This is a genomic window from Streptomyces sp. 150FB, assembly GCF_000818195.1.
Lineage (GTDB): Bacteria > Actinomycetota > Actinomycetes > Streptomycetales > Streptomycetaceae > Streptomyces.
Genome location: NZ_JTHL01000001.1, coordinates 7,540,833 through 7,562,330, shown reverse-complemented (window position 1 = coordinate 7,562,330; position 21,498 = coordinate 7,540,833). Strand labels below are relative to the sequence as shown.

22 protein-coding genes and 1 pseudogene are annotated in these 21,498 nt (G+C 68.2%); 8 read left to right on the top strand and 15 right to left on the bottom strand.

The window, feature by feature from the left end:
- Positions 1 to 35: 35 nt before the first annotated feature.
- The 12 genes from QR77_RS32440 to QR77_RS44255 all read right to left on the bottom strand — a co-directional run bounded on the left by QR77_RS32440 (position 36) and on the right by QR77_RS44255 (position 11,458).
- Positions 36 to 872 carry an aminoglycoside phosphotransferase gene (locus QR77_RS32440; protein WP_040025619.1) on the bottom strand — a complete coding sequence of 279 codons (837 nt, stop codon included), beginning with the start codon at positions 870 to 872 and terminating at the stop codon, positions 36 to 38.
- A complete protein-coding gene (locus QR77_RS32435) occupies positions 869 to 1,525 on the bottom strand; it encodes a histidine phosphatase family protein (RefSeq protein WP_040025618.1) in 657 nt (218 codons plus the stop codon). Before QR77_RS32435 ends, QR77_RS32440 begins: the two co-directional genes overlap by 4 nt.
- Entirely contained in the window at positions 1,522 to 2,283 is a 762-nt protein-coding gene (locus QR77_RS32430) for a phosphotransferase (RefSeq protein WP_040025616.1), read from the bottom strand. Before QR77_RS32430 ends, QR77_RS32435 begins: the two co-directional genes overlap by 4 nt.
- Entirely contained in the window at positions 2,280 to 3,131 is an 852-nt protein-coding gene (locus QR77_RS32425) for a class I SAM-dependent methyltransferase (RefSeq protein ID WP_040025614.1), read from the bottom strand. Before QR77_RS32425 ends, QR77_RS32430 begins: the two co-directional genes overlap by 4 nt.
- Before the next feature lie 31 nt (positions 3,132 to 3,162).
- Complete coding sequence (locus QR77_RS32420; protein ID WP_040025613.1) at positions 3,163 to 3,672, bottom strand: topology modulation protein; 510 nt, start codon at positions 3,670 to 3,672, stop codon at positions 3,163 to 3,165.
- 96 nt (positions 3,673 to 3,768) lie between these two features.
- Positions 3,769 to 4,821 (bottom strand): hypothetical protein, encoded by a 1,053-nt coding sequence (locus QR77_RS32415; RefSeq protein ID WP_173476385.1) that lies wholly within the window; start codon positions 4,819 to 4,821, stop codon positions 3,769 to 3,771.
- Complete coding sequence (locus QR77_RS32410; RefSeq protein WP_040025609.1) at positions 4,818 to 6,536, bottom strand: carbamoyltransferase C-terminal domain-containing protein; 1,719 nt, start codon at positions 6,534 to 6,536, stop codon at positions 4,818 to 4,820. Before QR77_RS32410 ends, QR77_RS32415 begins: the two co-directional genes overlap by 4 nt.
- Before the next feature lie 8 nt (positions 6,537 to 6,544).
- Positions 6,545 to 7,495 (bottom strand): thymidylate synthase, encoded by a 951-nt coding sequence (locus QR77_RS32405; protein WP_040025607.1) that lies wholly within the window; start codon positions 7,493 to 7,495, stop codon positions 6,545 to 6,547.
- Entirely contained in the window at positions 7,492 to 9,339 is a 1,848-nt protein-coding gene (locus QR77_RS32400; protein WP_040025606.1) for a hypothetical protein, read from the bottom strand. The genes QR77_RS32405 and QR77_RS32400 overlap by 4 nt, the downstream gene beginning before the upstream one ends.
- Positions 9,336 to 10,028: an HAD family hydrolase gene (locus QR77_RS32395; RefSeq protein ID WP_236710899.1), complete on the bottom strand. Its 693-nt coding sequence runs from the start codon at positions 10,026 to 10,028 to the stop codon at positions 9,336 to 9,338. The genes QR77_RS32400 and QR77_RS32395 overlap by 4 nt, the downstream gene beginning before the upstream one ends.
- A gap of 471 nt (positions 10,029 to 10,499) precedes the next feature.
- Entirely contained in the window at positions 10,500 to 11,108 is a 609-nt protein-coding gene (locus QR77_RS32390; protein WP_040025602.1) for a hypothetical protein, read from the bottom strand.
- On the bottom strand, positions 11,066 to 11,458 hold the full coding sequence (locus QR77_RS44255; RefSeq protein WP_236711191.1) for an ATP-binding protein: 393 nt from the start codon (positions 11,456 to 11,458) through the stop codon (positions 11,066 to 11,068). Before QR77_RS44255 ends, QR77_RS32390 begins: the two co-directional genes overlap by 43 nt.
- A gap of 257 nt (positions 11,459 to 11,715) precedes the next feature.
- Between QR77_RS44255 and QR77_RS32385 the strand changes: the two genes are divergently transcribed.
- Complete coding sequence (locus tag QR77_RS32385) at positions 11,716 to 12,963, top strand: helix-turn-helix transcriptional regulator (protein ID WP_040025601.1); 1,248 nt, start codon at positions 11,716 to 11,718, stop codon at positions 12,961 to 12,963.
- A gap of 51 nt (positions 12,964 to 13,014) precedes the next feature.
- On the opposite strand, the gene cutA is transcribed toward QR77_RS32385, so the two are convergent.
- Both cutA and QR77_RS42495 read right to left on the bottom strand, forming a co-directional pair.
- Entirely contained in the window at positions 13,015 to 13,341 is a 327-nt protein-coding gene (cutA, locus tag QR77_RS32380; RefSeq protein ID WP_040025600.1) for a divalent-cation tolerance protein CutA, read from the bottom strand.
- A 279-nt stretch (positions 13,342 to 13,620) separates the two neighbouring features.
- Positions 13,621 to 14,301, bottom strand: coding sequence for a hypothetical protein (locus tag QR77_RS42495; protein ID WP_052489218.1), 681 nt, complete (start codon positions 14,299 to 14,301; stop codon positions 13,621 to 13,623).
- A 141-nt stretch (positions 14,302 to 14,442) separates the two neighbouring features.
- On the opposite strand from QR77_RS42495, the gene QR77_RS32370 reads away from it, so the two are divergent.
- The 5 genes from QR77_RS32370 to QR77_RS32350 all read left to right on the top strand — a co-directional run bounded on the left by QR77_RS32370 (position 14,443) and on the right by QR77_RS32350 (position 19,000).
- Positions 14,443 to 15,138 (top strand): IS1380 family transposase, encoded by a 696-nt coding sequence (locus QR77_RS32370; protein WP_052489217.1) that lies wholly within the window; start codon positions 14,443 to 14,445, stop codon positions 15,136 to 15,138.
- Between the two features lie 298 nt (positions 15,139 to 15,436).
- Entirely contained in the window at positions 15,437 to 16,210 is a 774-nt protein-coding gene (locus QR77_RS32365) for a hypothetical protein (protein ID WP_040025598.1), read from the top strand.
- Entirely contained in the window at positions 16,207 to 17,334 is a 1,128-nt protein-coding gene (locus QR77_RS32360; protein WP_040025597.1) for a PD-(D/E)XK nuclease family protein, read from the top strand. The genes QR77_RS32365 and QR77_RS32360 overlap by 4 nt, the downstream gene beginning before the upstream one ends.
- A 446-nt stretch (positions 17,335 to 17,780) precedes the next feature.
- Positions 17,781 to 18,044: a hypothetical protein gene (locus QR77_RS47060; protein WP_160310979.1), complete on the top strand. Its 264-nt coding sequence runs from the start codon at positions 17,781 to 17,783 to the stop codon at positions 18,042 to 18,044.
- 155 nt (positions 18,045 to 18,199) lie between these two features.
- Entirely contained in the window at positions 18,200 to 19,000 is an 801-nt protein-coding gene (locus QR77_RS32350; RefSeq protein WP_040025595.1) for a hypothetical protein, read from the top strand.
- Between the two features lie 159 nt (positions 19,001 to 19,159).
- On the opposite strand, the gene QR77_RS44250 is transcribed toward QR77_RS32350, so the two are convergent.
- On the bottom strand, positions 19,160 to 19,330 hold the full coding sequence (locus tag QR77_RS44250) for a helix-turn-helix domain-containing protein (RefSeq protein ID WP_319755266.1): 171 nt from the start codon (positions 19,328 to 19,330) through the stop codon (positions 19,160 to 19,162).
- A gap of 481 nt (positions 19,331 to 19,811) precedes the next feature.
- Here QR77_RS44250 and QR77_RS32345 point away from each other — a divergent pair, with 481 nt between their 5' ends.
- Entirely contained in the window at positions 19,812 to 21,086 is a 1,275-nt protein-coding gene (locus tag QR77_RS32345; RefSeq protein WP_040025594.1) for a tyrosine-type recombinase/integrase, read from the top strand.
- Between the two features lie 179 nt (positions 21,087 to 21,265).
- Positions 21,266 to 21,463 (top strand): annotated as a pseudogene (locus tag QR77_RS49405) (IS5/IS1182 family transposase); the annotation flags it as partial.
- Between the last annotated feature and the right edge of the window lie 35 nt (positions 21,464 to 21,498).

Here is a 21,498-nt window from a genome sequence, read left to right as displayed (position 1 = left end):
GGGGATCTCCAGAGAGGTGTCGTCTAAGGGGCTGGTCAGGTGAGCCGGGACAGGACGGTTCTGCCGTGCGCGCTGAGGGCGGTGTCGTTCTCCTGGTGGCCCTTGACCAGGGATGTGGCCGCCTCGATGGCGCCGAAGGACTCCAGGAGGCGGCGTTCGGTGTCGTTGGGCGAGCGTCCGTATCCGTCGAAGAAGGCGGTGCGGAGGTGGGGTGCGGCCTGCCAGCGTCGGAATTCGAGCCGGGCGAAGTCGCGGACCCGGGCGTCGCGTCGCATGTGCTCGAAGTCGTAGATGCCGAAGGTGTCGCCGAGCAGCCAGTTGCGCGGCTGATAGTCGAGGTGGCAGATCGCGCTGTCCATGTGGCTGGCGCCCAGGATCACCGCGTGGTGCTTCAGCAGGTTCTCCTCGGCCGCGTCGAGCAGGTCGGCGTGGATGGCCCGGTCGATCCACCCCTGGAACCGCTCGGCGAGCGAGGCGCCGACGGCACCGCCCTGGGGCATGGCCGTGGCCCGGTGCAGCTTGCCCAACACGTGCCCGGCCTCGTGGTGGGCCAGCTCCTCCTCGGGCGAGCCCGGAGCGAAGGTGTCAGCGCGGTCGCCTGCGAGTGCGGTGAGCAGCAGGGTGCGGGTGGCGTCATCCCGGCCGACCAACTCCGGCGCATGACCGGTCAGATGGGTGCCCCACGCCCCGTAGGCGTGGAGTTCTCCGGTGTACCGGTCTCGCTCCGCGTGCTGCTTCGCGATGAACTGACGCCCGTCGCCGGCCACTAGGCGTACGACGCGGGGCGGGAGAGCGGGGTCCGCTGCGATGTCGACTGCGCCGAGGAGAAGGTGCGCCAGTTGTATCCGGGGGTCGCGCGAGGTCGCGATCACGGGGTCGGCTCCGGCGTGAGGAGACTGAGGTGCTCGGTGTCGTTGTGCCGGTCGAGCATCCAGCGGGTCTGGCCCAGGCGGTTGCGGTGGTGCTGCCAGCGGGTGATGGAGGCGTGGTTGTGGGTGAACCCGGCGGGCGAGCCGATCGGGATGCCGAGCAGCAGGGTGTGTGCGGTGATCACCGTCTCCCCGTGGGCGGCGAAGACGACGCGCTTGCCGTGGTTCTCCTCGATGAGCTGGCTCAGGTTCCTGCTGGCGCGCTCCAGGAACCCGTTCCAGGTGTCGGAGCCGTTGGCCCAGGGTGTGTCGGGGTGGGCGTGCGGGCCGCCGTCGGCGGCCGTCTTCACCGCGTCCCAGGGCCGGCCGTCGGCGTCGCCGTGGACCGGGCCGTCGAGTCGGTCGTCGTGGTGCACGGGGATCTGGAGCGTCTGGGCGATGATCTCGCCGGTCTGGACGAGGCGGATCCGCGGGCCGGTGTAGATGACGTCGAAGGGCTTCTTCAGGTGCTCGGTGGCCAGGCGGCGTGCGGCCTGTTCGGCTTGGGCGTACCCGAGGTTGGTCAGGCCGGTGCAGGTGCGCGGGCCCCCGACGAGGCCGTCGGCGTTGCACTGGGCCTGGCCGTGCCGGACGAAGACGAGTTCGGTGGTGATCATGAGGCTCCTCGGTGGCTGAAACGGAGGGGCAGGCTGTAGTGGTAGCCGTTGCGGCCGACGTACGGGGCGGTGAGCACGGCGTGCAGGCCGAGGAAGCTGTCGAGCTGACCCCGGTCCGTGGTGCCCAGCCGGGCGTCGTGGCGTCGGGCTGCCGCGTTGTAGGCGAGCAGGGCGGTGGTGACGGCTTGGTCCGTGAGCGGCCCGTAGGTCAGGTGGAGCGTCGCGACGAGCTTGGCGAGGTCGTAGCCCAGCGGGGCGAGGGACAGGTCGTCGGTGTCGACGGCGACGATGTCCTGCGTGCTGGTGATGATGAAGTTCCGCGGGTTGCTGTCCTTGTAGAAGGCGCACGGTCCCTCGGCGGTCGCTTGCAGCAGGCCGAGCATCGCGTGTAGTGCCGTCTTGTTCGGCAGGTAGCCCTGCTCGTGGCGTCGCCGCAGAGCGACCCTCCGGGGACCGAGGTAGTCGTCGAACTGCGTGCCGTCCTCGAAGTGGTGCGGGGTGTCCAGCGACGCGGAGTGCAGGTCGCTGGCCCAGGCGGCACCGTGGGCGTGGCCGAGCAGTTCCGCCACACGCGGGAGGTCCTCGGGACGTACGGGGCGGCCCTCGATCCGTTCGAACGTCAGGGACTGCGGTCCGGCAGTGTGGAGGGCCGGCTGCCGCAGCGGCTTGGCGTACGCGGTGAGCCACCGGTAGTGGCGCACCGCCCCCGCCGCGCGCTCCGGTTCCGCGTAGCGCTTGGTGAACGAGGCGGGGCTCATGCCGGCTCACCTCCTTCCTTCGGCTGGGCGACGACGAAGGTGATCCGGGACCGGGTGGTCAGCGGCTGGTCGGGAAGGAACTCGTGCAGGGTCGCCGCCAAGGCCCCGGGGTTGCCGTACAAGCCGGGCGCCAGGTCGTACTTGGGATTGGTGGCCAGGTACTGCGCCGTGTGGTCGTGGCCGTCGAAGGTGAAGACGTGCTTCTCGTCCAGGACGGCGATCACGTCGAGCGAGGAGGCGGCCACCACGGCGAGGTTGCCGCTGTGGGCTGCGGTGTAGAGGCTCTCGTGCTGGGCGGCACGCGGATCGAGACCGGCGGAGGCGACCAGCTGGTCCATCTCCCGGTAGCTGTCGAGGCCTTTGGTGACGAGCACGGCCACACCACCGGGGGCGAGGACCCTGGCGATCTGCCCGACGACGTCCTCGGGGCGCGGCGAGTGGTAGAGGCAGAACGCCGCGACGACGACGTCGCTCGACCCGTCGGGCAGAGGGAGGTCGTGGAAGTCGCCTTCGACGAACTCCACCGTGCTGTCGGGCAGGTCCTTAACGCGCTCGCGGGCTTGGGCGAGCAGGGAGGGGGCGGCGTCCAGGCCCACGACGCGCATGGGCCGGAGCTGCTCGGCGATGACGAGGCTGCTCGTGCCGCGACCGCAGCCGATGTCGAGCACCACGCCGAGCCGGTCGGGCCGGGCATGGTGGGTCTGCACCAGGCTGACGATCGTCTCGGGCACCGGGTGTCCGGCGGTCTTGGCGCGCATCAGGGCGCTTGTCCGCCCGGCCAGCCGCGAGGCGTGTCCGTACAGCTCCGACTGCCGGGCGGGGTCCAGGAACGGGTTGGGCTCGTTCATGCCGCACCCCCTGACCGGGAGCGCGGACCGGTCAGGACTGCTCGGCGGCGACCTTCCGCAGCCAGCGGCGCGTCTGGCGCCGGTTGGCCAGCAGCACCACGTTGGTGCCGGAGCCGAACTCCTCGATCTTCGCCATCACGCGGGGCCGCATCTTGCGCCGGTACGTGGCGACGTACTTGATCACGCCCCAGTGGATGCGGTTGTGCACCCCGTTGCCCTTGTGCCCGGCCCCGTGCCGGATCTGCCGGGAGAAGATCCCGTACAGCGCCGCCACGGTCGACACGTCCATCAGAACCACCGTGTCGCAGGCTTCGAGCCGTACCTGCAGCGTCGAGTTGTAGTTGCCGTCGATCACCCACCGCGGCTGCGCGACCAGCTCGCGCTGCACGTCGGTGAACTTGTCCATGGGCAACGCGTTCCACTCGTCGTCGTAGAACGCGGCGTCCAGGTGCGTCACCGGGGCGTCGAGGATCGTGCCCAGTTCGCGGGCCACGTGGGATTTGCCGCTGCCTCCGCAGCCGACGATGGCGACCTTCTTCATGGTGCTCCAGCGTAGAGAGGTTCGGGTGTCCGGCGGACCCATCCTCCGGGACGCGCCCGGAGAATCCGCGCGCCGTGGTCGATCGAGCGGTCTGCATCAGGCAGTTCCCCGCTCGGTCGCGGTGGACTGGAGGAGGCCGTGCAGGACGGACTCCAGGGTGTTGACCTGCTTGCACAGGCCGAACAGGCGCAGGCGGTCGACGCACGCGGCGATCAGGGCGGCGTGCTGCTCGGTGCCGGCGATCTCGCGCAGGTAGGAGAGGCGTTCGAGCACGTCGCTGCCGGAGCGCACGACCAGTTCCTTCGGGACGAACCGGTCGGCGAAGCGGATGTCCGCCGGGGCCAGCGGCAGGCAGCCGGCGAGCACGGCCTCGAAGATGCGCTGGGTCATCTGCCCGACGGCGGCGTACCGCTCGGGCAGCATGAGCACCGTGGCCAGGGACCGGCCGTAGACGCCGGCAGCGTCCTCGAACGGGATCCGGCCCGCGAAGCGGACGTGCGGCCAGCGGCCGGTCTTCGTCCACTTCCCGGCGACCAGGTGCTCGACGCGGGCGGCGGCCGGGGCGAAGAAGCGGTCGAAGGGCTCGTCGCGGTCGTACTGGTTGCCCACGTAGCCGAGCGCGAGATCCCGAGGCCGCGCCGCCAGGATGAGGGGATCGGCCTGGGCGAGGAGGTCCTCGGCGACGGGGAAGAGCAGCGAGTGCGCGCCGAGAGTCGGGGCGAGCGCGGCCTCGCAGACGCGGGTGTGGGCCGTACGGCGCCACACGCTCTCGGCGCGCAGGGTGCGGTCCTTGTCCCAGATGACGGTGGGCGTCTGAGACCGGGCCGTGTAGTGCTTGATGAGCTGGGCCTGCCGGTGGAGGTCGCAGGTGTGCCCCTCGCTGCCGCACACGGTGGTGTTGCGGCCGGGGATGGCCCAGCGCCACTCCAGGAACAGGGCGTCGATGCCAGGCAGGCCGTCGTCGAAGGTGTACGCGCCGCCGAGGTCGTCGTCGGCTTCGAGGCGGTCGCGGTCGGGCTGGAGGAAGACGATCTCGTGACCGCGGGCAATGAGGGCGTCAATGAAGGGGCGGCGGTGGCTGCGGCCTCCGTCGGGGGTGTCGGTGACGCCGTTACCGAGGAAGCCCCAGAAGCTGTACCCGATCTTCATTTGGTGATCCACCGCCCTTCGAGGAGCAGGGCGTCGAGGCCGGAGCTGGCCAGGCAGTCCAGGGCCATCTCGGGCGTCCCGCAGATCGGCTTGCCCTTGACGTTGAGGGAGGTGTTGATCAGCACGGGTACGCCGGTCCGGCGGCCGAAGGCGGTCAGCACCGCGTGCATGAACGGGTTCTGCAACCGGGTGACGGTCTGCAGGCGGGAGGTGCCGTTGGCGTGCACGATGGCCGGCACCCGCTCGCGCGTCAGGTCTGTCACCCCGGAGGCCATCGACATGTACGGCGCCGGCTGGCCGAGGGTGAAGAACTCGGCGGCGCGCTCGGCGGGGACCATAGGGGCGAAGGGCCGGAACGGCTCGCGGAACTTCACGGTGGCGTTCAGCCGCTCGACGACGCCGGGCTCCAGCGGGGAGGCGAGGATCGAGCGGTTGCCCAGAGCGCGCGGCCCGGCTTCGACCCCTCCCTGGAAGAGTCCGGCGATCACGCCGTGTGCGAGCTGGTCGGCGAGGAACTCGGCGGTCTCGATGCCAAGGGTCTTCTGGTGGAGGCCGGGCCAGGGAGTCAGGTCGAGGGGCTGGTCCTCGTAGGAGGGGCCGAGGTAACAGCGGCGGGCGATGCCGGCGACCGGGCGAGGCGTACGCGCGTCGACGTGCACGGCGAGGGCGGCCCCGATCGCGGTTCCGGCGTCCCCCGGTGCCGGCGGGACGAACACCTCGTCGAAGATGCCAGCCTCGATGATCTTCCCGATGCTCACGCAGTTCGTGGCGACGCCGCCACCCACGCACAGGCGCCGGGAGCCGGTGAGCACACGAGCGCGGCGGGCGAGGTGGACCATCACCTGCTCGGTCCGCTCCTGGAGGGCAGCCGCCAGGTCTCGGTGGACGTCGGTGAGCGGTTCGCTCGGGTGCCGCTCGGGGCAGGTCTCGGCGATGAACCGCCGGGATGTCCTCGGGTATCCCGAGGTGAGGGTGCGCGTCGGGAAGTAGCCGGGGTGGATGCGGAAGCCCGTGGCCGTCGTGCGGACGGCCGTGGTGAACAGGTGGCGGAACCGGGCGGGGTCACCGAGGGCAGCCAGCGCCATGACGGTGCCCTCCTCGTCGCCCCGCCGCCAGCCCAGGTGCTCGGTGACGGCGCCGTACACGTACCCGAGGGAGTCCGGGTCGTTGATCGCTTCCAGGGTCTGGACGCGAGGGCGCTGAACGCCGTGGCCGTGGGCGATGGTGGTGGTCTGCCGCTCGCCAAGGCTGTCGACCACGAGTACGGCGGCTTCCTCCCAGCCGGAGGAGGCGAAGGCCGTGAGCTGATGGGCGCGGTGGTGCAGGACCGGTGTGACGCGGGCCGAAGGGAACTGGCTGCCGAGGACGCGCAGCCGCCGCCGGGTCCGCAGGGCGACCTTGGCGAACCCGTGGGCGCGGGCCAGGCTCCGGTCGCGTGTCATCGGCGAGAGCGCCATGCGCAGGGCGGCGGGCGACTCGGCGAGGTAGCGGGCGGGCTGGAAGTTGTAGGCGACGGCGTCCACGTCGGTGGCGCTCAGCTTGGCCTGGTCGAGGAGCCAGCCCACGGCGCGAGCCGGGTAGAGCTTGGTGTGCTTCTGCTCGGAGAGGCGTTCCTCCTCGACGAAGCCGACGAGTTCGCCGTCCACGAGAAGGGCGGCCGAGGAGTCATGGGTGTACGAGCACAGGCCGAGGACGACGGAGGGGGTGCGCTTCATAGCGGCGGTCACCTCGATCCGGCCGTCACGGCTCGCTTGGCCGAACGACGCTCCAGCTCTCCGTACCAGGCGGTGAGGGCCTGGCCGAGGGGCCCGTCGATCGCGTCGGCCGCCCGCCACGCCTGCTCGCGCTTGCCGTCCTTCCATAACCGGTAACTGCGCAGCGTCTCGGCCATCGCGTCCCAGCCGGGATGGCCGGTCACGTCGCGGGCCTCGACCTGGTCGAGCAGACCGGAGAAGCCCGTCCAGGGCGTTCGCAGGTCGGGCATGACCTCGCTCGCCGAGAGCGAGGCCAGCGCGTCGGCCTGCTCGATGTGCTCGTCGTAGATGTGCAGCGAGCCGATGTGCAGGTGGAACTCGCCGAGCTCCGCGTCGAGCCATCCGGCGACCAGCTCGTGCAACACGGTGTAGAAGAACACGTCGTACGGCATGCCGATCCATACGTCCTGGCCGCGCATCATGGTCGCCATGTGCAGGCGGCCGGCGCGCAGGTGGAACCGGAACCCGAGGGTGCAGGGCACGTCCTTGTGCCCTGCGGCGTCCTGGGCCGGGTCGTAGAGCTGGATCAGGGCTCGCCGGGAGTCGGGGTCGGCTTGGAGGATCTCCACAACGCGGGCGAGTTGGTCGACCTTGCCGCCCCAGTTCCGCATCCTCGGTCCGTACGCCCCCAGGAGGACGCCGTCGTCGGCGAATTGCCGCAGCCGGTTGTTGTAGTCGAAGATCCACGGGGCGTCGGATCCGGACAGGTGCCAGACCGTTTCGGCGACGGCAAAGGCCGGATTCACGATCCGGGCGGGCGGGGCGTAGAGCAGGCGGGCGCGCGGCTGGGTGAGCAGCAGGTGCACGTCGCGGACTTCGTGGGTGGCCATGCCCCGGGGGCTGATCTTCTCGCCGGATTTGGCCAGCGTGACGGCGCCGGAGAACAGCTCGGCGATGCTGTCGGCCGTGAGGGATGTCATCGGACGGATGCTCCTTCGTCCTGGGGCGACGCAGCGGCGCCCGGGTGGTGGTGGGTGGAGTCGTCGGCCCTCGGGCCGGAGGTGGCGCGGTCGGTGATGAGCCGGGCGATCCGAGCGGCGCTGTCGCCGCGCCACCGGCAGACCGCGTCCAGGGCCGCCCGCGGGATCGGCGTAGGGCCCCCGCGCACGCCGGAGAGCGCTTCGGAGACGTCACCAGTGGCCTCGCACCGGGTCGCCAGTCCGTGACCGGTCAGGCTCAAGGTGCGTTCGCCCGGCGGGCCGATTTCGAAGACCGGGATGCCGAGCAGTGCGGCTTCGATCCCGCACGTCGAGTACGCGCTCGCTACTGCGTCAGCGCCGGCGAGGCAGCCTCGTGCTCCGACCCGGGGATCGGCCACCGCGAGGGTCGTCCCGCCGGCCCGCTTCACCAGAGCGTTGAAGGCGTCGGCTCCCTGCGCCGGGTGTGGAGCGATGACGAGCCCCCAGTCACCGTCCGCCTCGGCGAGCCCGTCCAGGAGGAGGTCCGCGTGGGAGTTGAGGTGATCGGGGTTGAAGGGCTGGCAGGCCCACACCGCGATCCGGGCGGGCGCGCGGCGGCCCCCCGGAGCAAGCAGCTTCTCCAGGTATCGGCGCTGTGCCTGGCGGCTCAGGCTGGCGAGGACGTCGAAGCGGGGCTGCCCGAGGACATGCACCTCGGCCTGGGGGTGGCGCGCCCACTCTCGGCCCAGGGCGAGGTCCCTCTCGCCCATGACGATGATGTCGCGGCTGTGCAGGGCCGGCCAGGCGACCGATTCCGCCGTCCACGCCCCGTGCTGGACGTTCACCGAGTTCGCCTCGTGCCGCTCGGCGGCGTGCGCGGCCAGCACGCCCAGGGGGCTGGTGTCGTTGCTCAGCAGGACGGTGTGCGGCCGGGTGGTCGACAGGATGTCGTCGAGCCAGCTTTCCGCCCGCATGACCGTCCGCCACGACGGCTGCGTGCAGCCCCCGCTGGTCTCCAAGAGCACCGACAAAAGCCTTATGAGCCGGGCAAGTTGGACACCGTGGCCTTCCACCTGGACGACGTGCTCGTCGTCGGGACGGTGGAAGCCCTCGGCGGTGCCGGAGAGGGTGAAGAGGTCGCTCGGGGCCGAGCGCAGCTCGATACCCGTGACCGATCCCGCGCTGCACCGCTCGGCGGCATCAGTGGCGAGATCGAGCAGGAGACTCCTCTGCCCGCCGCGCGCCAGTTCGGCGAGAACCGGGGTCAGCGTGGCCGCGTGGCGGGAGGTCCACGACAGCGCCAGAACGTCCTGCCGTCCGAGATCCGAGGGGAGCGGACTCGGCTCCGTGTTCGCCGTAGTCGTCCGGGCGCGGTTGCGGAGCTGGGCGGAGCGGGTCGGGTTGTGCGGTGCCGCAGCACCGAGCACGTACGCGACGCCGGACCACGTCACGGTGTAGGCCAGGTACTCACGCGAGCTGCTCGAACGCAGTCCCACGAGTCCTTCGTACGGGGCCAGGGTCAGGGGCCCTGGGGCGGAGGCGAACGGTGCCCAGGAGTTCAGGGCCAGGAGCTTGCGCACGATCTCGGCGACGAAGCGTCGCACGGGGACGTGCTGGACGTGGAGCCAGTCGGCTCCGCCCGGGGTGGAGGCCAGTTTGGCGCTGTAGTGGTCGAGGGCGGCCATGACGTCTGCGACGCCGGCGCGCAGTACCTGCTTGTCGACGGTCGTCGCTTCCAGGTCCGTGGTGTGGATGTGGTCGGTTCGCGCGTGCGCGAGGGCGCCGGTTCCGACGAGCGTCCACGTCGGCTTCCCGGCGTTGGAGGAGCGGACCAGGCCGAGGCCACCAGTCGTGCGGGGACTCACACCGTGCTCCCCTCGACGAGCTGCTTGGTGGGGAGGAGGCTCAGCAGTTCCTGGGGGGACGCGGCCGTCTCGGGGTTGGGAGCCGTCGGCTGCCCGTAGCCCCATCCAGCGTGTACATAGGGGACGCCGGCGCGTGCGGCCGACTCCTGGTCGACCGCCATGTCACCCACGTAGACGGCGGAGGCAGGGTCGACTCCCAGGTCGACCAGCGCCAGGAGGAGCGGGTCCGGGGCCGGCTTCGTCCGGCCCGCTCCGGCGGGCGTGCGGATGGTCGCGAAGGGACACCCGAGGCGCGCGAGGAGCGGGGCCGCCCGGTCGACGTGCTTGGACGTCACGACGCCCAGCCGCCAGTCGGCGGCCACGAAGGCGTGGAGCGTCTCGACGATGCCGGCGAACTCCTCCGCGAGGTGCGCGGTGGCCACGGACTCCGCCTCGTACGTCCGGCGAACCGCCTCGGCATCGGTCACACCCAGCCGCTGCATGATGTCGCCGAACTCCCGGCCCAGGTGGCGCTCGTAGTCACGGAAGGGGAGCGCGACGCCATGGATCTCCTGGACCCTCTGCCACGCCTTCCGCATCACGGGACGCGTGTCGAGCAGGACGCCGTCGAGGTCGAGGAGAAGAGCGTGCGACCTGTGGTCGTTCGGCGCGGCCGGAGCCGGTGGCGATTCGTGAGTGGGAGCGGTCATGATCATCCTCTCGTCAGGGGTGGCCGATGCGCCTCAGAGGGCCGAGGCCGGTTCGAGTTCCAACTCGGGGTGCTGGGCAGGGCCAATCGGGCCGCGTCCGGCGGGCCGTCAGTCGAAGGCGAGACCGATCCGTTCGGCGCGGCCGGCAGGCGTGAGAGCCAGTGAAAGCGCGATAGGTCGAAGCCACGCCCCTGAACCTCACCGGCGGGCACGGCGAAGAGGTCGATGCTCTCTTCGCTGGGCGCCGTCGGGGCGGCCTCCCGGATGGCGAGGAGCGCTTCGCCCTGCTCGCGGTGCGGCAGGAGGCGCGGCGCACGATCGGTGTGTCTCTCGAAAGTCATGGTCAGCCCTCGGTCAGGTGTATTTGAAGGTGAAGGCGAGCGCGACGCTCACGGTGGCGATCAGGAGGGCTTGGGCGCTGATCTGCCGCCAGCCCCAGCCCTTCCCGTCCATCCAGCGCAGTGGACGCCTTCAAGTCGGCGCGACAGGCTCCTCGGAGATCACGAGGTGGAGAAACGCCCGGCAGTGCTCGCCCAGATGTTTGATCACAGCGTGGTATTCGTCGTCATCGGAGCTGATGTTGTGCCGGTCGAGGACGATCACGCCGTCGGCCAAGCCCTCTCGGAGCTGCCGCTCGGCTTCCCGCCAACCAGGTCGATCCCAAGGCGGCGTGTAGACGCCCTGACTCACACTGGATGCCGGGAAGTACGTAGTGGTCACCGGGACGGCCACATCGTGGAGCCGAGCGGCGATCGCGTAACCGAGCTGGTCGGCCTCAGCCTGTAGCGTCCCCCAGTCCTCGTCAGGTCGGGCCCTCGGACTCGGTACCAAGCTGTACGCCAGCACTCGCAGCGGCTGATCGTCCTGCGTGTCGACGACCTGTCGGAGGAAGTGCTCACGGACGCCTCGGAGTTGGCCAGCTCGGGACTCGCGCTCCACCCGGAGAGGGGTGCGTGGCCATCTCGGGTGGTCATCGCCAGCGATCGGCGACCCACCGCCCGTGTGCTTCCCACGACCCCGGTCGAAGGCAACGAGGCTCAACACGTCGGGTCCGTGCTTGACTGCGTCGTGCGGCGACATGGGAGCGCCTCCGTGAGAGTGGGGATGACCGCGTACGTAGTTCGGCCGCCGTCCGCGACGCCCCACCGAAGCGACAGGCAGGCGACGAGGTGCAGCCCTCGACCACCGAGGCTGGCGGCACTTGCACGTCGTCGCCTCGCCGGTGCGGTGCTGTCGTCGGTGACTCGGATTCGAAGCTCGTGGTCGTCGTGTCGCAGTCGCAGTCGGACATCCCCGGAACCGTGGATGATCGCGTTGGATACCAACTCCGAGACGACGAGCCGGGCGTCTTCTGCCGGCGCCTCCGGCAACGACCACTGCTTCAGGACGGTGGCCGTGGTTCGTCGTGCTTGAGCGACGTGCACATCCATCGGCTCCATGGCCATCTCGAAGACGTGAGAGGCCAGCGGACACCGAGCGGTCGCGGCGCCGACGGCGTGGGCGCCACCGTCGTCGCCCCCAGGTCGGGGTGGCGTTGCTGTCCGGTGCGTGGTCATGCGCACATCGCACCGTGGCTGCGCGATCCGGAACAGGGGAAACCGGAGGGGGGAAATCTTTGTCAAGGGGGGAAAATCAGGGGGGAGTTGAGGGGAGTATTGGCTTTCTCCCACGGATAGGGGTCAGACTCATGGCAGTGGATCCATTTGCCGAGCTGCTCCGTCACCTGCGGCGTAACGCAAATCGGACGCAGGACGAGCAGGCCGGTGCGATCAACGCCGCTTCCGGCCGGGCAACGATGACCCGCCGAGAGGTGAACCGGTACGAGAACGGTGCCAACGTTCCGACGGACCACACCCTGGGGAACATCGCTTTGGCCTGTGGCGTCCCGCTGGAGCCGCTGCTGCGCGAGGCGAAAGCCGCCCGCGCAAGGCGGCGAGAGAAGAACAAGGCCGAGGCGGAGGACCTGGACGACGTGAAACGCCGAACACTGCTGGGAGGCGCAGTCATCGGTGCGGCTGCGGCTGCCGAGCCGTGGGGCCGGCTGGCCTACGCACTCAGCAAGGGTTCCAAGATCGACCCTGAGTCCGCGGGGGTGCTTATCGATCATGCGGCCCGGTTGCACGTGGACGAGCTGAACGAGAGCGCGCTCAGCCTGCAGTCTCGGGTCGAGGCGCACTTGGACGCGATCACCGCAGCCCTCCCCCGCGCCGGAACCCACGAGCGAGCGCTGACCATCGCGGCGGGAGAGACCGCTGCTCTTGCCGGATGGGTTGCCTGGGACCTCGGCGAGCACGACAAGGCCACTTCCTATTACGGAGTGACCTCGGAGTGCGCGAAGAAGGCTGGGCACCCCCCTCTGCGCGCCCTGGCTCTGGGCTACGCGAGCTACGGTGCGCCCAGCCCTGCTAAGGCGCTGGAGATGCTCTCGCAGGCAGCTCAGGACGTACGCGGACGTGGCAATGCAACCGCCGCAGCATGGGCCCTGGGCCGGTACGCGGAGGAGGCCGCTCAGTCGGGCGATGACGCCGCCGCCCTTCGCGCGCTGGACCAGGCCAGGTTCGCCTATGACTTCGCCGACCATACGAGCGAGCAGGCGTGGGTCCGCTTCGTGACGCCGTACCGGATGGACTCCTTGACCCTCTCGGTCTACGGCGAACTCAAGCGTCAGGAGCTGACGGCCACGGCCGACTCCGCAGTCGAGCGCCTCGGCGGTGGACTACCCGAGTCCGGTGTGGTCGTCCTGGGGGACCTGGCGTCCGCACTTCTGCGCGGCGGCGACGTAGACCGCGGGGCCCACGTCGCGCACCAGTTCGCAGCAGCGGCGGAGTCGAAGCCCAACACCATGGGCCGTCAGCGGGCGCAGACCATCGCTGCCGGGCTTCCCGACAGCGAGCATGCTCTGGCCAGCCACCTGCTGACGTTCGCGACGCTGTGAAGCGTCCAAGCGCACGGGCTCGGTGAGAGCGAGGCGCTGCGGTGGTGACCTCTACTGCGGACGCGTCTCGTCGACGACCCAGGACAAGTACGCCTCCGACCCTCCGGTCACAGGCAGCGTGACCCACTGGGGGACGTCGTACGGGTGCCTCTCGTGCAGCCATGCCTCAAGCGCGGGGAGGCGATCCGCCGACGTCATGTAGGAGATCCGCCACTCCTGAGCCGCTTCGACCTTCCCCTGCCACCAGTAGAAGGCGGTGATGGGCGCATCGATGTGAACGCCCGCCGCCAGTTTGCTCTCAACAGCGCCTCTGGCGAGGGTCTTCGCCTGCTCCTCGTCGTCACTCGTCGTCTGCGCGATCACGATCTCGGGGTCCATGTGGCTACCTCTCCACCTCGGGTACCACGACCCTACCCATGTGTTCGACGCAGGCCAGCGAGAGGGGCGGAGGCGGCCCGTAGTGTTCGAGCCGCCATGATTTGAAAACGCCGGGCGCGCGAATCTGTTCCAGGCCTGCCGGGTTCAGCGCCCCCAGCCGACCGTCCCTGGGGAGCCGTCGAAGTGTCGCCGCCTCGTGGCGGCAACACGGCGCCCAGTCGATGCCGGGCGAGAGTGGACCTTCACCCGCGAGTGGGCGAGCATTACGCGCCCGCGCCCTCACGCTTCGTACGGGGCCTCCGAGCGAGAGTCCTCCGAGTCAGCGGCCTCTGCCTCAGCTATCTGTTCGGCGATCTCCCTGCGGATGGCCACCGTGTCCGCAGGAGACCACCCCGAGCCGCTCCCGAAAGGCAGCACACGGTCGTGGGGCTGGTACAGCTCCTCGCTTTCCAGACTGCGGCGACAGGCGCGGCACTTCCACGGACGGCGCAGGGTGATCCACTGTCTGAGCCCGCACCAGGGGCACAACGCGAAGTACGCGCTGGGCCCGTGAGCGGCAGCCCAACTGGCGTAGCCCGACCGGCTACGAGCCACGTTGATGTCGCCGTGGGCGCGTTCCGCGACCCAGCCAAGGAGGACCATCTCGCCACCGGGCCACGCGCAGGCGCAGGGGCCGTCGCAACGGCAGGCGCGCGCCTTGCCCAGCTCGACGGCCTTTTCCTTGCGGGGGGTGGCTGGCCCCTTGACCTCAAGCCATGTCCCGATCTCGGGCAGCCAGAAGTCCGGCAGGTAATGCGCCCCTGACGGCAAGGTGAATTGCTCGGGCTCGTACTGCCAGAGGATGCTTTGGGTGTCGAGGGTGCGGGCCCAGTCGGCTTCGAGCCGAGAACGGAAGGTGGTGCCGCTGTACACCGTCGATACGGCCTCGATGGGCTGGCCCTCTTCGGGGAGGTCCGTCACGGCGTCTCCGTTCTGGGTCAGTTCTGCGCCGCCCCGCAGTTTGACCGCTAACCTCGCGCTTTCATGAAGCGAGTTGTCCGACGGGTGGTCACGTAGGCGAGACGCGCTTCTGAACAGCAAGAATACGGCTTCTCTACTTTGTTGGCCATCACCGAGCTCGCCCTCAACAATGGCGAAAGGCTCCACTCACAGGCCGGGGCGGTGCTGCTGGCCGAGATGGTCCGCAAGTCCGGTCTGAACACCGCGATATCGGTGGCACTCCCGCCGTGGCGCAAGCCGCGGGCCGTGCACGATCCGGGGAAGATCCTGCTGGATGTGGCCTTGGCCGTCGCACTCGGCGGGGGCTGTCTGGCCGACAACGGCATGCTGCGGGCCGAGCCGGATGTTCGGCCCGGTGGCCTCCGATCCCACAGTCTCCCGTGTCATCGACAGACCCGCCGCATCCGGCCCGAAAGCCCACGCGGCGATCCGGGGCGCACGTTCCCGAGCACGGGGCGGGTCTGGGAGCTGGCCGGTGCGAACAGTCCGGCCACCGACGGCCAGGTGATCGTGGACATCGGCGGAGTGCTGACCCTCGCGCACTCCGAGAAACAGGACGCCACCGCGACCCTGAAGAAGACCTTCGGCCACCACCCCCTCGTCGCGTTCGTCGACCACGGCCAGGCCGGGTCCGGGGAGCCGGTGGCCTCCCTGCTGCGGCCCGGCAACGCAGGCTTCAACACCGCCGCGGACCACATCGAAACCGCCCGACTCGCCCTGGCACAACTCCTCAAGGCTCTGCGGCTGGGACGGCAGACACTGATCCGCACCGACTCCGGCGGCAGCATCCACGCCTGATGGGCAGTGGCTGTCGTATTCCGTCGGAATGACCATCACCGACGCCATCCACCAGGCCGTACTGAAGATCCCTAAGAAGGCGTGGACGCCAGCCCTAATACCCCGGCGGCACCGAACGGCCCGGCGCCTGGGCCGCGGAGATCACCGATATGCCCGACCTGGGCACCTGGCCCAGAGGGATGCGGCTGGTCGTCCGGGAGGAGCGGCCTCACCCCCGGAAAGCCGCACCCCACACGCACAGCGTCCCCGTCAGCGAACTGATGAGAACTCATGAACGATTGAGGCTAACCTCCGTTCCATGCAGTTCACCCTCGATGGCGAATCCTTCGAGCTGACGCCCACCCTTGTTCGTAGGCGTCTCGCTGGTCACGTGCCCGAGGAGATCCGCGAGTACTGGGTCGAAGTAGATGGTGTGCATTGGCCGGTCAAGCAGGTCATCTCCCTTGCGACAGGTGCCAAACGCAGCCGGTTTCAGTCGCATGCCTCTCGGCGGTGGCTGCAGAACCTCGGGTTCTTGATCGGTGCCGGAACCTCGGCCACCGAGAGCGGCTCAATCCCGCTGCTGACCGGCGCGTCTCGTCGTGGGCCTTTCGACGAGTCCCAGCTCAAGGAACTGGAGGCACTCGACGTCCGCGTTGCGTTCTCGTGGCTGAGCGCCGGCCCGATCACGCTGGACGAAGCCGGCCTGCCGAGGTTTCCCGGACTCCCGCGAGCGCCAGGGCTCTACCGCTACGATTTCGGTGTGGACGACGACGGCATCCGCGTGCTCTACATCGGGGAGTCCGTGGAGCTGGCCAGGCGAGCCAGCAACTACCGCAACGCCAAGACGGATCGCTCTAGTCAGCGCACCAGCCGCCGCATCCACAAGGAGATCGTCGGCCACTTGGAGTCCGGTGGTTCGATCGCATTCGCCATCGCAACGTCAGTCCGCTGGGGTGACGATGTCGAGCTGGACCTGCGGCTCAAGTCCGCCCGTCGCCTTGCCGAGAACGCTGCGGTGCTCCTCGCGCAGTCGCAGTCCAGGATCCGCGTGCTCAACATCGACGCGGAGCTGGGAGAGGGCAGCGAGTGAGCAGTCTTCCGGACCTTCGCTTCCTGCTCTCGATCAACAGCGAGAACGCGTGGAGCGATCTGCTCGCCACCCTCATGAATGCCGACCAGGCGATCACCCGCTCCGTCCTCGGCATCGACGCTGTTGGCCCGCTCCAGATCCGTCGGGAGGTCTCGAAGTCGCCGGGCCGGAAGGCATCGGATCGCCCCGACCTGGTGGTGGAGGCGAACGGTCAGGTTGTCGCTGTCGTCGAAGTGAAGCTGCTTGCCGGCCTCGGAATTGAACAGTTGGAGCGGTACTACAGATACGTCGCCGAGGAGGACCGAGACGACTGCCGGTTCGTGGCGGTCTCGCTTCAGCGCATCCGTCTCGACACCACCCATGCCCAGGACTGGCAGAACCTCACCTGGGAGGAGCTCATCGCTCCCTTCGCCTCGTCCCCGGTACCGTGGGCCGCGACGACCGCTACAGCCTGGACGAGCCACATCGAGTCCCAGGTGCCGGAGGTGGATGGCCACACAATCTGGAATCAGATCGACGGTATCGACCTGTACCTCGCCCTCCGGCTTCGTGCTGCCTATATGTACGACAACGTCGCCTTGCCCGGCGGCTCATCGAAGGCCATCCGGGAGATCGGCTCCGGTGGCCTGTACGTCGCGATCGTGGACGCCCCGATTCCGGGCAGCGGCTACACCGTCCGTTGGGACGCCACCGAGAGCTTGCCGACTCAGGAGGTTGGCAAGCTCGTCGACAGCAGCGGGCTTCGCGGGGTCGACTTCCGCTTCTTCCTCGCGCAGCAGCGAGTCACCTCCTCCAAGGCCTTCGACTGGGATCACCTGGCGCTGCTCTGGCAGGAGTACCTCGCCCAAGAGGACTGGATTCCGTGGAGACCCCATCCGCCGCGCAAGACCTTGCAGTGGGAGAAGGATGGCGTGGCTAGACTCAAGGCACTCGGTGCTCCAGCGTTCCTCGGCGCTGGCTACGGCGAGAAGCAGGCCAAGCTCAGCGGTGAAGTCGAGTTCGGCGCGCGCTTCGTGCTGCCGCCCTCAACCACACTCAAGGAAGCCACCGAGGTGCTCAGCAGGGTGGCTGTGATCGGGTCCCGGATGGCACAGCACGCGACTCAGCCGCAAGGGAGACTGTGATCGCATTAATCGACGGAGAATCTGACAGCGGCGATGCAGGGGTGGACGGATAGATGATGGGCGACTTTGGACCCGACCGCTTGCGGCAGCTCTTCGGCGACCCGAACGAGAACGGGGTCTACCTGGTCGGCGTCGTGGAGTTCTCGGACGATGCGAGCGAGGACCAGTGGTCGTACGTCGGGAACACTCAGATGGGGACCCTGGAGTCAGTTGCCAGCAGGCTCGGCTATGAGCGGCGTGACATCAGGATTGCGGAGCCCTACCGAGAGCCTGGCCGTGGGGTGCTGCCGGACGGAACAGAGCTGGCAGTCACCTCGACCACCGTGCCGGGGAGCGCATCCTGGCATCGGAGTAGCCGGGAGCCAACGCCGGAGGAACGGCTCCGGTGGGCAGGGCATCCAGTGCCGCCGCCACCTCCGCCCGAGCCGGTGCCGGTCGGTCCCAACATGGAGACGGCGAGGCCTCGGATCGAGGAGCACCAGGGCGAGGTCTTCTACACGAAGACCGGCAAGCCCTTCACCTACCGGACCAACCACTACACCCTGGTCATCGTCGAGAGCCGGCGCAACGTGCAGTGGCACGAGATCAGGTCAGCGCTGGAGGCATGGCCGATCGCGGGGCCGTCGGAGATTCCACGATGCCCCGAACGTTCTGGGCGGTACGTCTACGGGATCGTGTCCGACGAGCGGATCCGGCAAGGGGACTGGTGACAACCTTGGACCTGCGGCTCTGTGGCGGCTGATGCGATGCTCGCCGAACCTGCCAAATCGTCGGACGCTGCAGCTACGGTCATGAGTGAGGTTCTACTACCGCGACTTCCTCGTCGACCGAGCGCCGAGGAAGACCCGAGCACTGACGAGGACGCATGGCCGAGGACCAGGAGTACGACGAGGTCGACGCAGTTGTTCGTATCCCCAAGGGCGAGCACCTCGCCGACTCGCGGAAGAGCAAAGGCTGGAGCCGTGGGTTCACTCCCAAGACGAGTGACAAGGGACCGGAGCACGTCGAGATCCGCCTGAAGGCCGAAAAGGAGTCATGTTTCACAGACAAGCCCGAGATCGTCTACGTCACCGAGTACGTGGAGGATCAGCGTCCTCAGCTCACCCCCGGCCAACAGGCCGTGGCTGACATCACGGGCCAGACCATCGAGAGTCTCGTAGAAATCGCAAAACCTCACGTTGCCCACTGGTGGCACACCCGGGCCGCGCCGGTCCTCGTTGCCCAGGGCGAAGCCTTGGTGCTGAAGCAACAGGCCCGCAGAGCCCAGAAGAAGGCCTTGCGGGCCGGGGCCACGACGACACCTCCTGCTGCCGTCCCGGGGGTCGAGGCGGACGCGCCTTCCCAAGATCTGGCCACCGCGCCCAGCGACCCGAAGGTCACTGTGACGAGCCAGCAGTTCCAGCAGATGTTCATGACTTGGCTCGCTCGTGAGGACGCCCAGCAGGCGCTCTGGAGCCTCATCGTGAATGCCGAGGTCGAGGATGGGGGTGCTGCCACCCTGGCATGGCAGCAGGATCTGAAAGAGCTTTCGCCTGAGCAGCGAACCGAGCGGGTCATGGAGTTCCTCGCTACCAACCCCTCGATTCTGGAGGACTTCGCTCGTCAGCTCATGGGCAGCATGGCCCTCGGGCTCAGCGAGACGACTCTCAGGCGCGACCGGGCGTAGGGCCGTGCCGTTTCAGGATGGCGCGTCACTAGAAAGAGCCTCCGACGCAGGCCAGAGGCCCTTCTCAAGGCAAAGCCGCTGGTGGCGGCAGACGAGTCGGGCTGTACGCCGGGTTCTGTCGCCCGACCAAGGACAAGGGCACCAGCCAATCTTGGCCGATCAGGTCGCGCGATTCACCGCTTGAGCTTCCAGCCATGCCTCTACCTCCGACCAGCGGTAGCGCAAATAGCGGCCGACCTTGTGGGCTCGCGGACCCTGGTGTCGGTGATTCCATATGTAGACCGTATTCAGAGGTACGCCCAGGAAGTCGGCCAGCTCCTCCGCGCTCATCAAGGGACAACGGTCCCCCGCGCCACTAGCGGCTTCTTCCGCGCGGGCAGTGGTTCGACGCATGGGCACTCCAGAACGGTTCGAAGCGGGCAGGAAAGAACCACGTGAGCGGTATTCCGCCGTGGTGGTGCACAGGACGTTTGCATTAAATTCCGGCCGGACCAAACAGAGGGCCTTTCGACGAAACGCCTACGACTCTTGCGAACTCTCGAAGGACACAGGCGAATCTTCCCTGAGGGTTCGGCGAGCCCTCGTCGAACCCTCAGCGAGCATTTGCCTAGGTGAAATCTTCTCTACCACTCTGCACCCTTTGTCGCGAAGACCCCAAGAATGCATTTGACATCTTCAGCTCGCCTGGATCAACATCCAATTCACTCAGGGCGCGATGAACGGGCAGACAATCTCGCCGTCGACGATGGCCCTGATTAAAAAGAGTCCACAAATAGACTCAAAGGGCCGTTGGAAACTAGGAGTTGAGTCGATGCCGTACGACCGCTGGCACAAGTCGCGCCCGAAAGACGGGGAGTCGACCTGCAAGGAACACGGCAAAGTTCCGACGCGGGATCACGGGACGGGGAAGCGGTGGCAGGCCCGATGGCGCAACAGGGAAGATGTACAGCAGACAGAGCTGTTCCGCACCGAGGTCGAAGCCCGCAGGCATGAGACCAAGATGCGGTCCGGAGTAGACGACGGTTCGTACATCAACCCTCGCGCCGGGGAGGTCAGGGTCGGTGAACTCGCCCTTACGTGGCTCAAGGGGCACGAACACAAGAATCCACGGACTTACCGACGCCACAAGGAGCGGATTCTCCTGCACGTCGTTCCTACCGCAGTTGGGAAGATGCGCGTAAAGGACGTGAACGCCTCGTCTTTGCTGGACTGGCTGCACGACCGTCGCAGGCTGCTCGAAAGTTCCACGCTGCGCCTGGTCTTCGACAATCTTCGGGCTGTCTTTGACCTGGCCGTGGACGACAGCCTGATACACAAAAATCCGTGCCTCGCCAAATCGGTGCAGGACGCCAAGCCGAAGCGAGGAGGTGGCGGCCGGGCAGATCTGACCCTCGCCTGGGATGACACCGAGAAGATCCGCGCCGAATTGCCGGACCGTTACAAGGCACTCGTCGACTGCGGTCGCGGCCTGGGTCTTCGTCAAGGAGAGATATTCGGCCTGTCTCCAGATGACATCGACTGGGCGCACCCGGACGGCCCGATGGTGCACGTGCAACGGCAAGTAGTCCACGACGGCTCGTTCCTGGCATATGCCCTCCCCAAGGGTGGAAGCGACGAGGATCCGAAGGACCGGTGGGTCGAGTTGACCGACGACGTGGCCATCCCCCTGCGCGAGCACATGGAGAAGTACCCGCCGGTCGAGGTGACCCGACCGTGGGGCAGCAAAGGCGGCGACCCGGTCACGGTGCGGCTGATCTTCTACACCCGGGAGAAGACCGCCATTCAGTCGAATTGGTTCAACTCCTACCGCTGGAAGCCCGCCCTGGCGTCGGCCGGCCTCATCAAGCCCCTTGAGCCCGACGCGAAGGGACGACGCTGGGAGAAGTCCCGCGACGTGATGATGCACGCGCTCCGACACCTGTACGCGTCGATGATGATCAACGGCGGGGTAGACGTGTACACGCTTGCGGACCGACTCGGACACGCCGATCCCGCGTTTACCCTGCGTAAATACGTGCACCGGGTCGTGGGAGCCGGTTCCAAGGTCCGCATCGCGGTCCGGAGCGCCTACACCAGGGCCGCGTGAGTCCTGCTCCGTTCGGCTTGTGCAACAACCGTGCAAGATGATCTTCGAGAGGGGTCATTTGCGCAGGTCAGAAGCTTTGTCTATGAGTTCCGGGACATCTGAGCCACCAGGACAAAACACCCCTAGGACTTGTCCGGCCGATCATGTGACTGCTTCCGGTCCGGTTCGTTGTTGTGGGCATGGGGCGGGGTGTTCTGAGTGATGCCGAGTGGGAGCGGCTGCGGCCGTTCCTGCCGGTCAGCAACAGGCGTTGTGGCCACCGGCTCTGGTCGGCCGACGGGAGCTGGGAACTTCTGCTCCGGCAGGTCCAGGCCGCAGCGGACGCCGGGGGTGAGATCGACTGGGACATCTCGGTCGACTCGACCATCGTCCGTGCGCGCATCAGCATCCATCCCGCGAATAGACGAACTCC

Excerpts from the sequence above, each read along its gene's own strand:
- QR77_RS32435 (WP_040025618.1), bottom strand. The coding sequence starts at position 1,525 with ATGATCACCACCGAACTCGTCTTCGTCCGGCACGGCCAGGCCCAGTGC.
- QR77_RS32430 (WP_040025616.1), bottom strand. The coding sequence starts at position 2,283 with ATGAGCCCCGCCTCGTTCACCAAGCGCTACGCGGAACCGGAGCGCGCG.
- QR77_RS32425 (WP_040025614.1), bottom strand. The coding sequence starts at position 3,131 with ATGAACGAGCCCAACCCGTTCCTGGACCCCGCCCGGCAGTCGGAGCTG.
- QR77_RS32420 (WP_040025613.1), bottom strand. The coding sequence starts at position 3,672 with ATGAAGAAGGTCGCCATCGTCGGCTGCGGAGGCAGCGGCAAATCCCAC.
- QR77_RS32415 (WP_173476385.1), bottom strand. The coding sequence starts at position 4,821 with ATGAAGATCGGGTACAGCTTCTGGGGCTTCCTCGGTAACGGCGTCACC.
- QR77_RS32410 (WP_040025609.1), bottom strand. The coding sequence starts at position 6,536 with ATGAAGCGCACCCCCTCCGTCGTCCTCGGCCTGTGCTCGTACACCCAT.
- QR77_RS32405 (WP_040025607.1), bottom strand. The coding sequence starts at position 7,495 with ATGACATCCCTCACGGCCGACAGCATCGCCGAGCTGTTCTCCGGCGCC.
- QR77_RS32395 (WP_236710899.1), bottom strand. The coding sequence starts at position 10,028 with ATGACCGCTCCCACTCACGAATCGCCACCGGCTCCGGCCGCGCCGAAC.
- QR77_RS32390 (WP_040025602.1), bottom strand. The coding sequence starts at position 11,108 with ATGTCGCCGCACGACGCAGTCAAGCACGGACCCGACGTGTTGAGCCTC.
- QR77_RS44255 (WP_236711191.1), bottom strand. The coding sequence starts at position 11,458 with ATGGATGTGCACGTCGCTCAAGCACGACGAACCACGGCCACCGTCCTG.
- QR77_RS32385 (WP_040025601.1), top strand. The coding sequence starts at position 11,716 with ATGGCAGTGGATCCATTTGCCGAGCTGCTCCGTCACCTGCGGCGTAAC.
- cutA (WP_040025600.1), bottom strand. The coding sequence starts at position 13,341 with ATGGACCCCGAGATCGTGATCGCGCAGACGACGAGTGACGACGAGGAG.
- QR77_RS32365 (WP_040025598.1), top strand. The coding sequence starts at position 15,437 with ATGCAGTTCACCCTCGATGGCGAATCCTTCGAGCTGACGCCCACCCTT.
- QR77_RS47060 (WP_160310979.1), top strand. The coding sequence starts at position 17,781 with ATGGAGACGGCGAGGCCTCGGATCGAGGAGCACCAGGGCGAGGTCTTC.
- QR77_RS32350 (WP_040025595.1), top strand. The coding sequence starts at position 18,200 with ATGGCCGAGGACCAGGAGTACGACGAGGTCGACGCAGTTGTTCGTATC.
- QR77_RS44250 (WP_319755266.1), bottom strand. The coding sequence starts at position 19,330 with ATGAGCGCGGAGGAGCTGGCCGACTTCCTGGGCGTACCTCTGAATACG.
- QR77_RS32345 (WP_040025594.1), top strand. The coding sequence starts at position 19,812 with ATGCCGTACGACCGCTGGCACAAGTCGCGCCCGAAAGACGGGGAGTCG.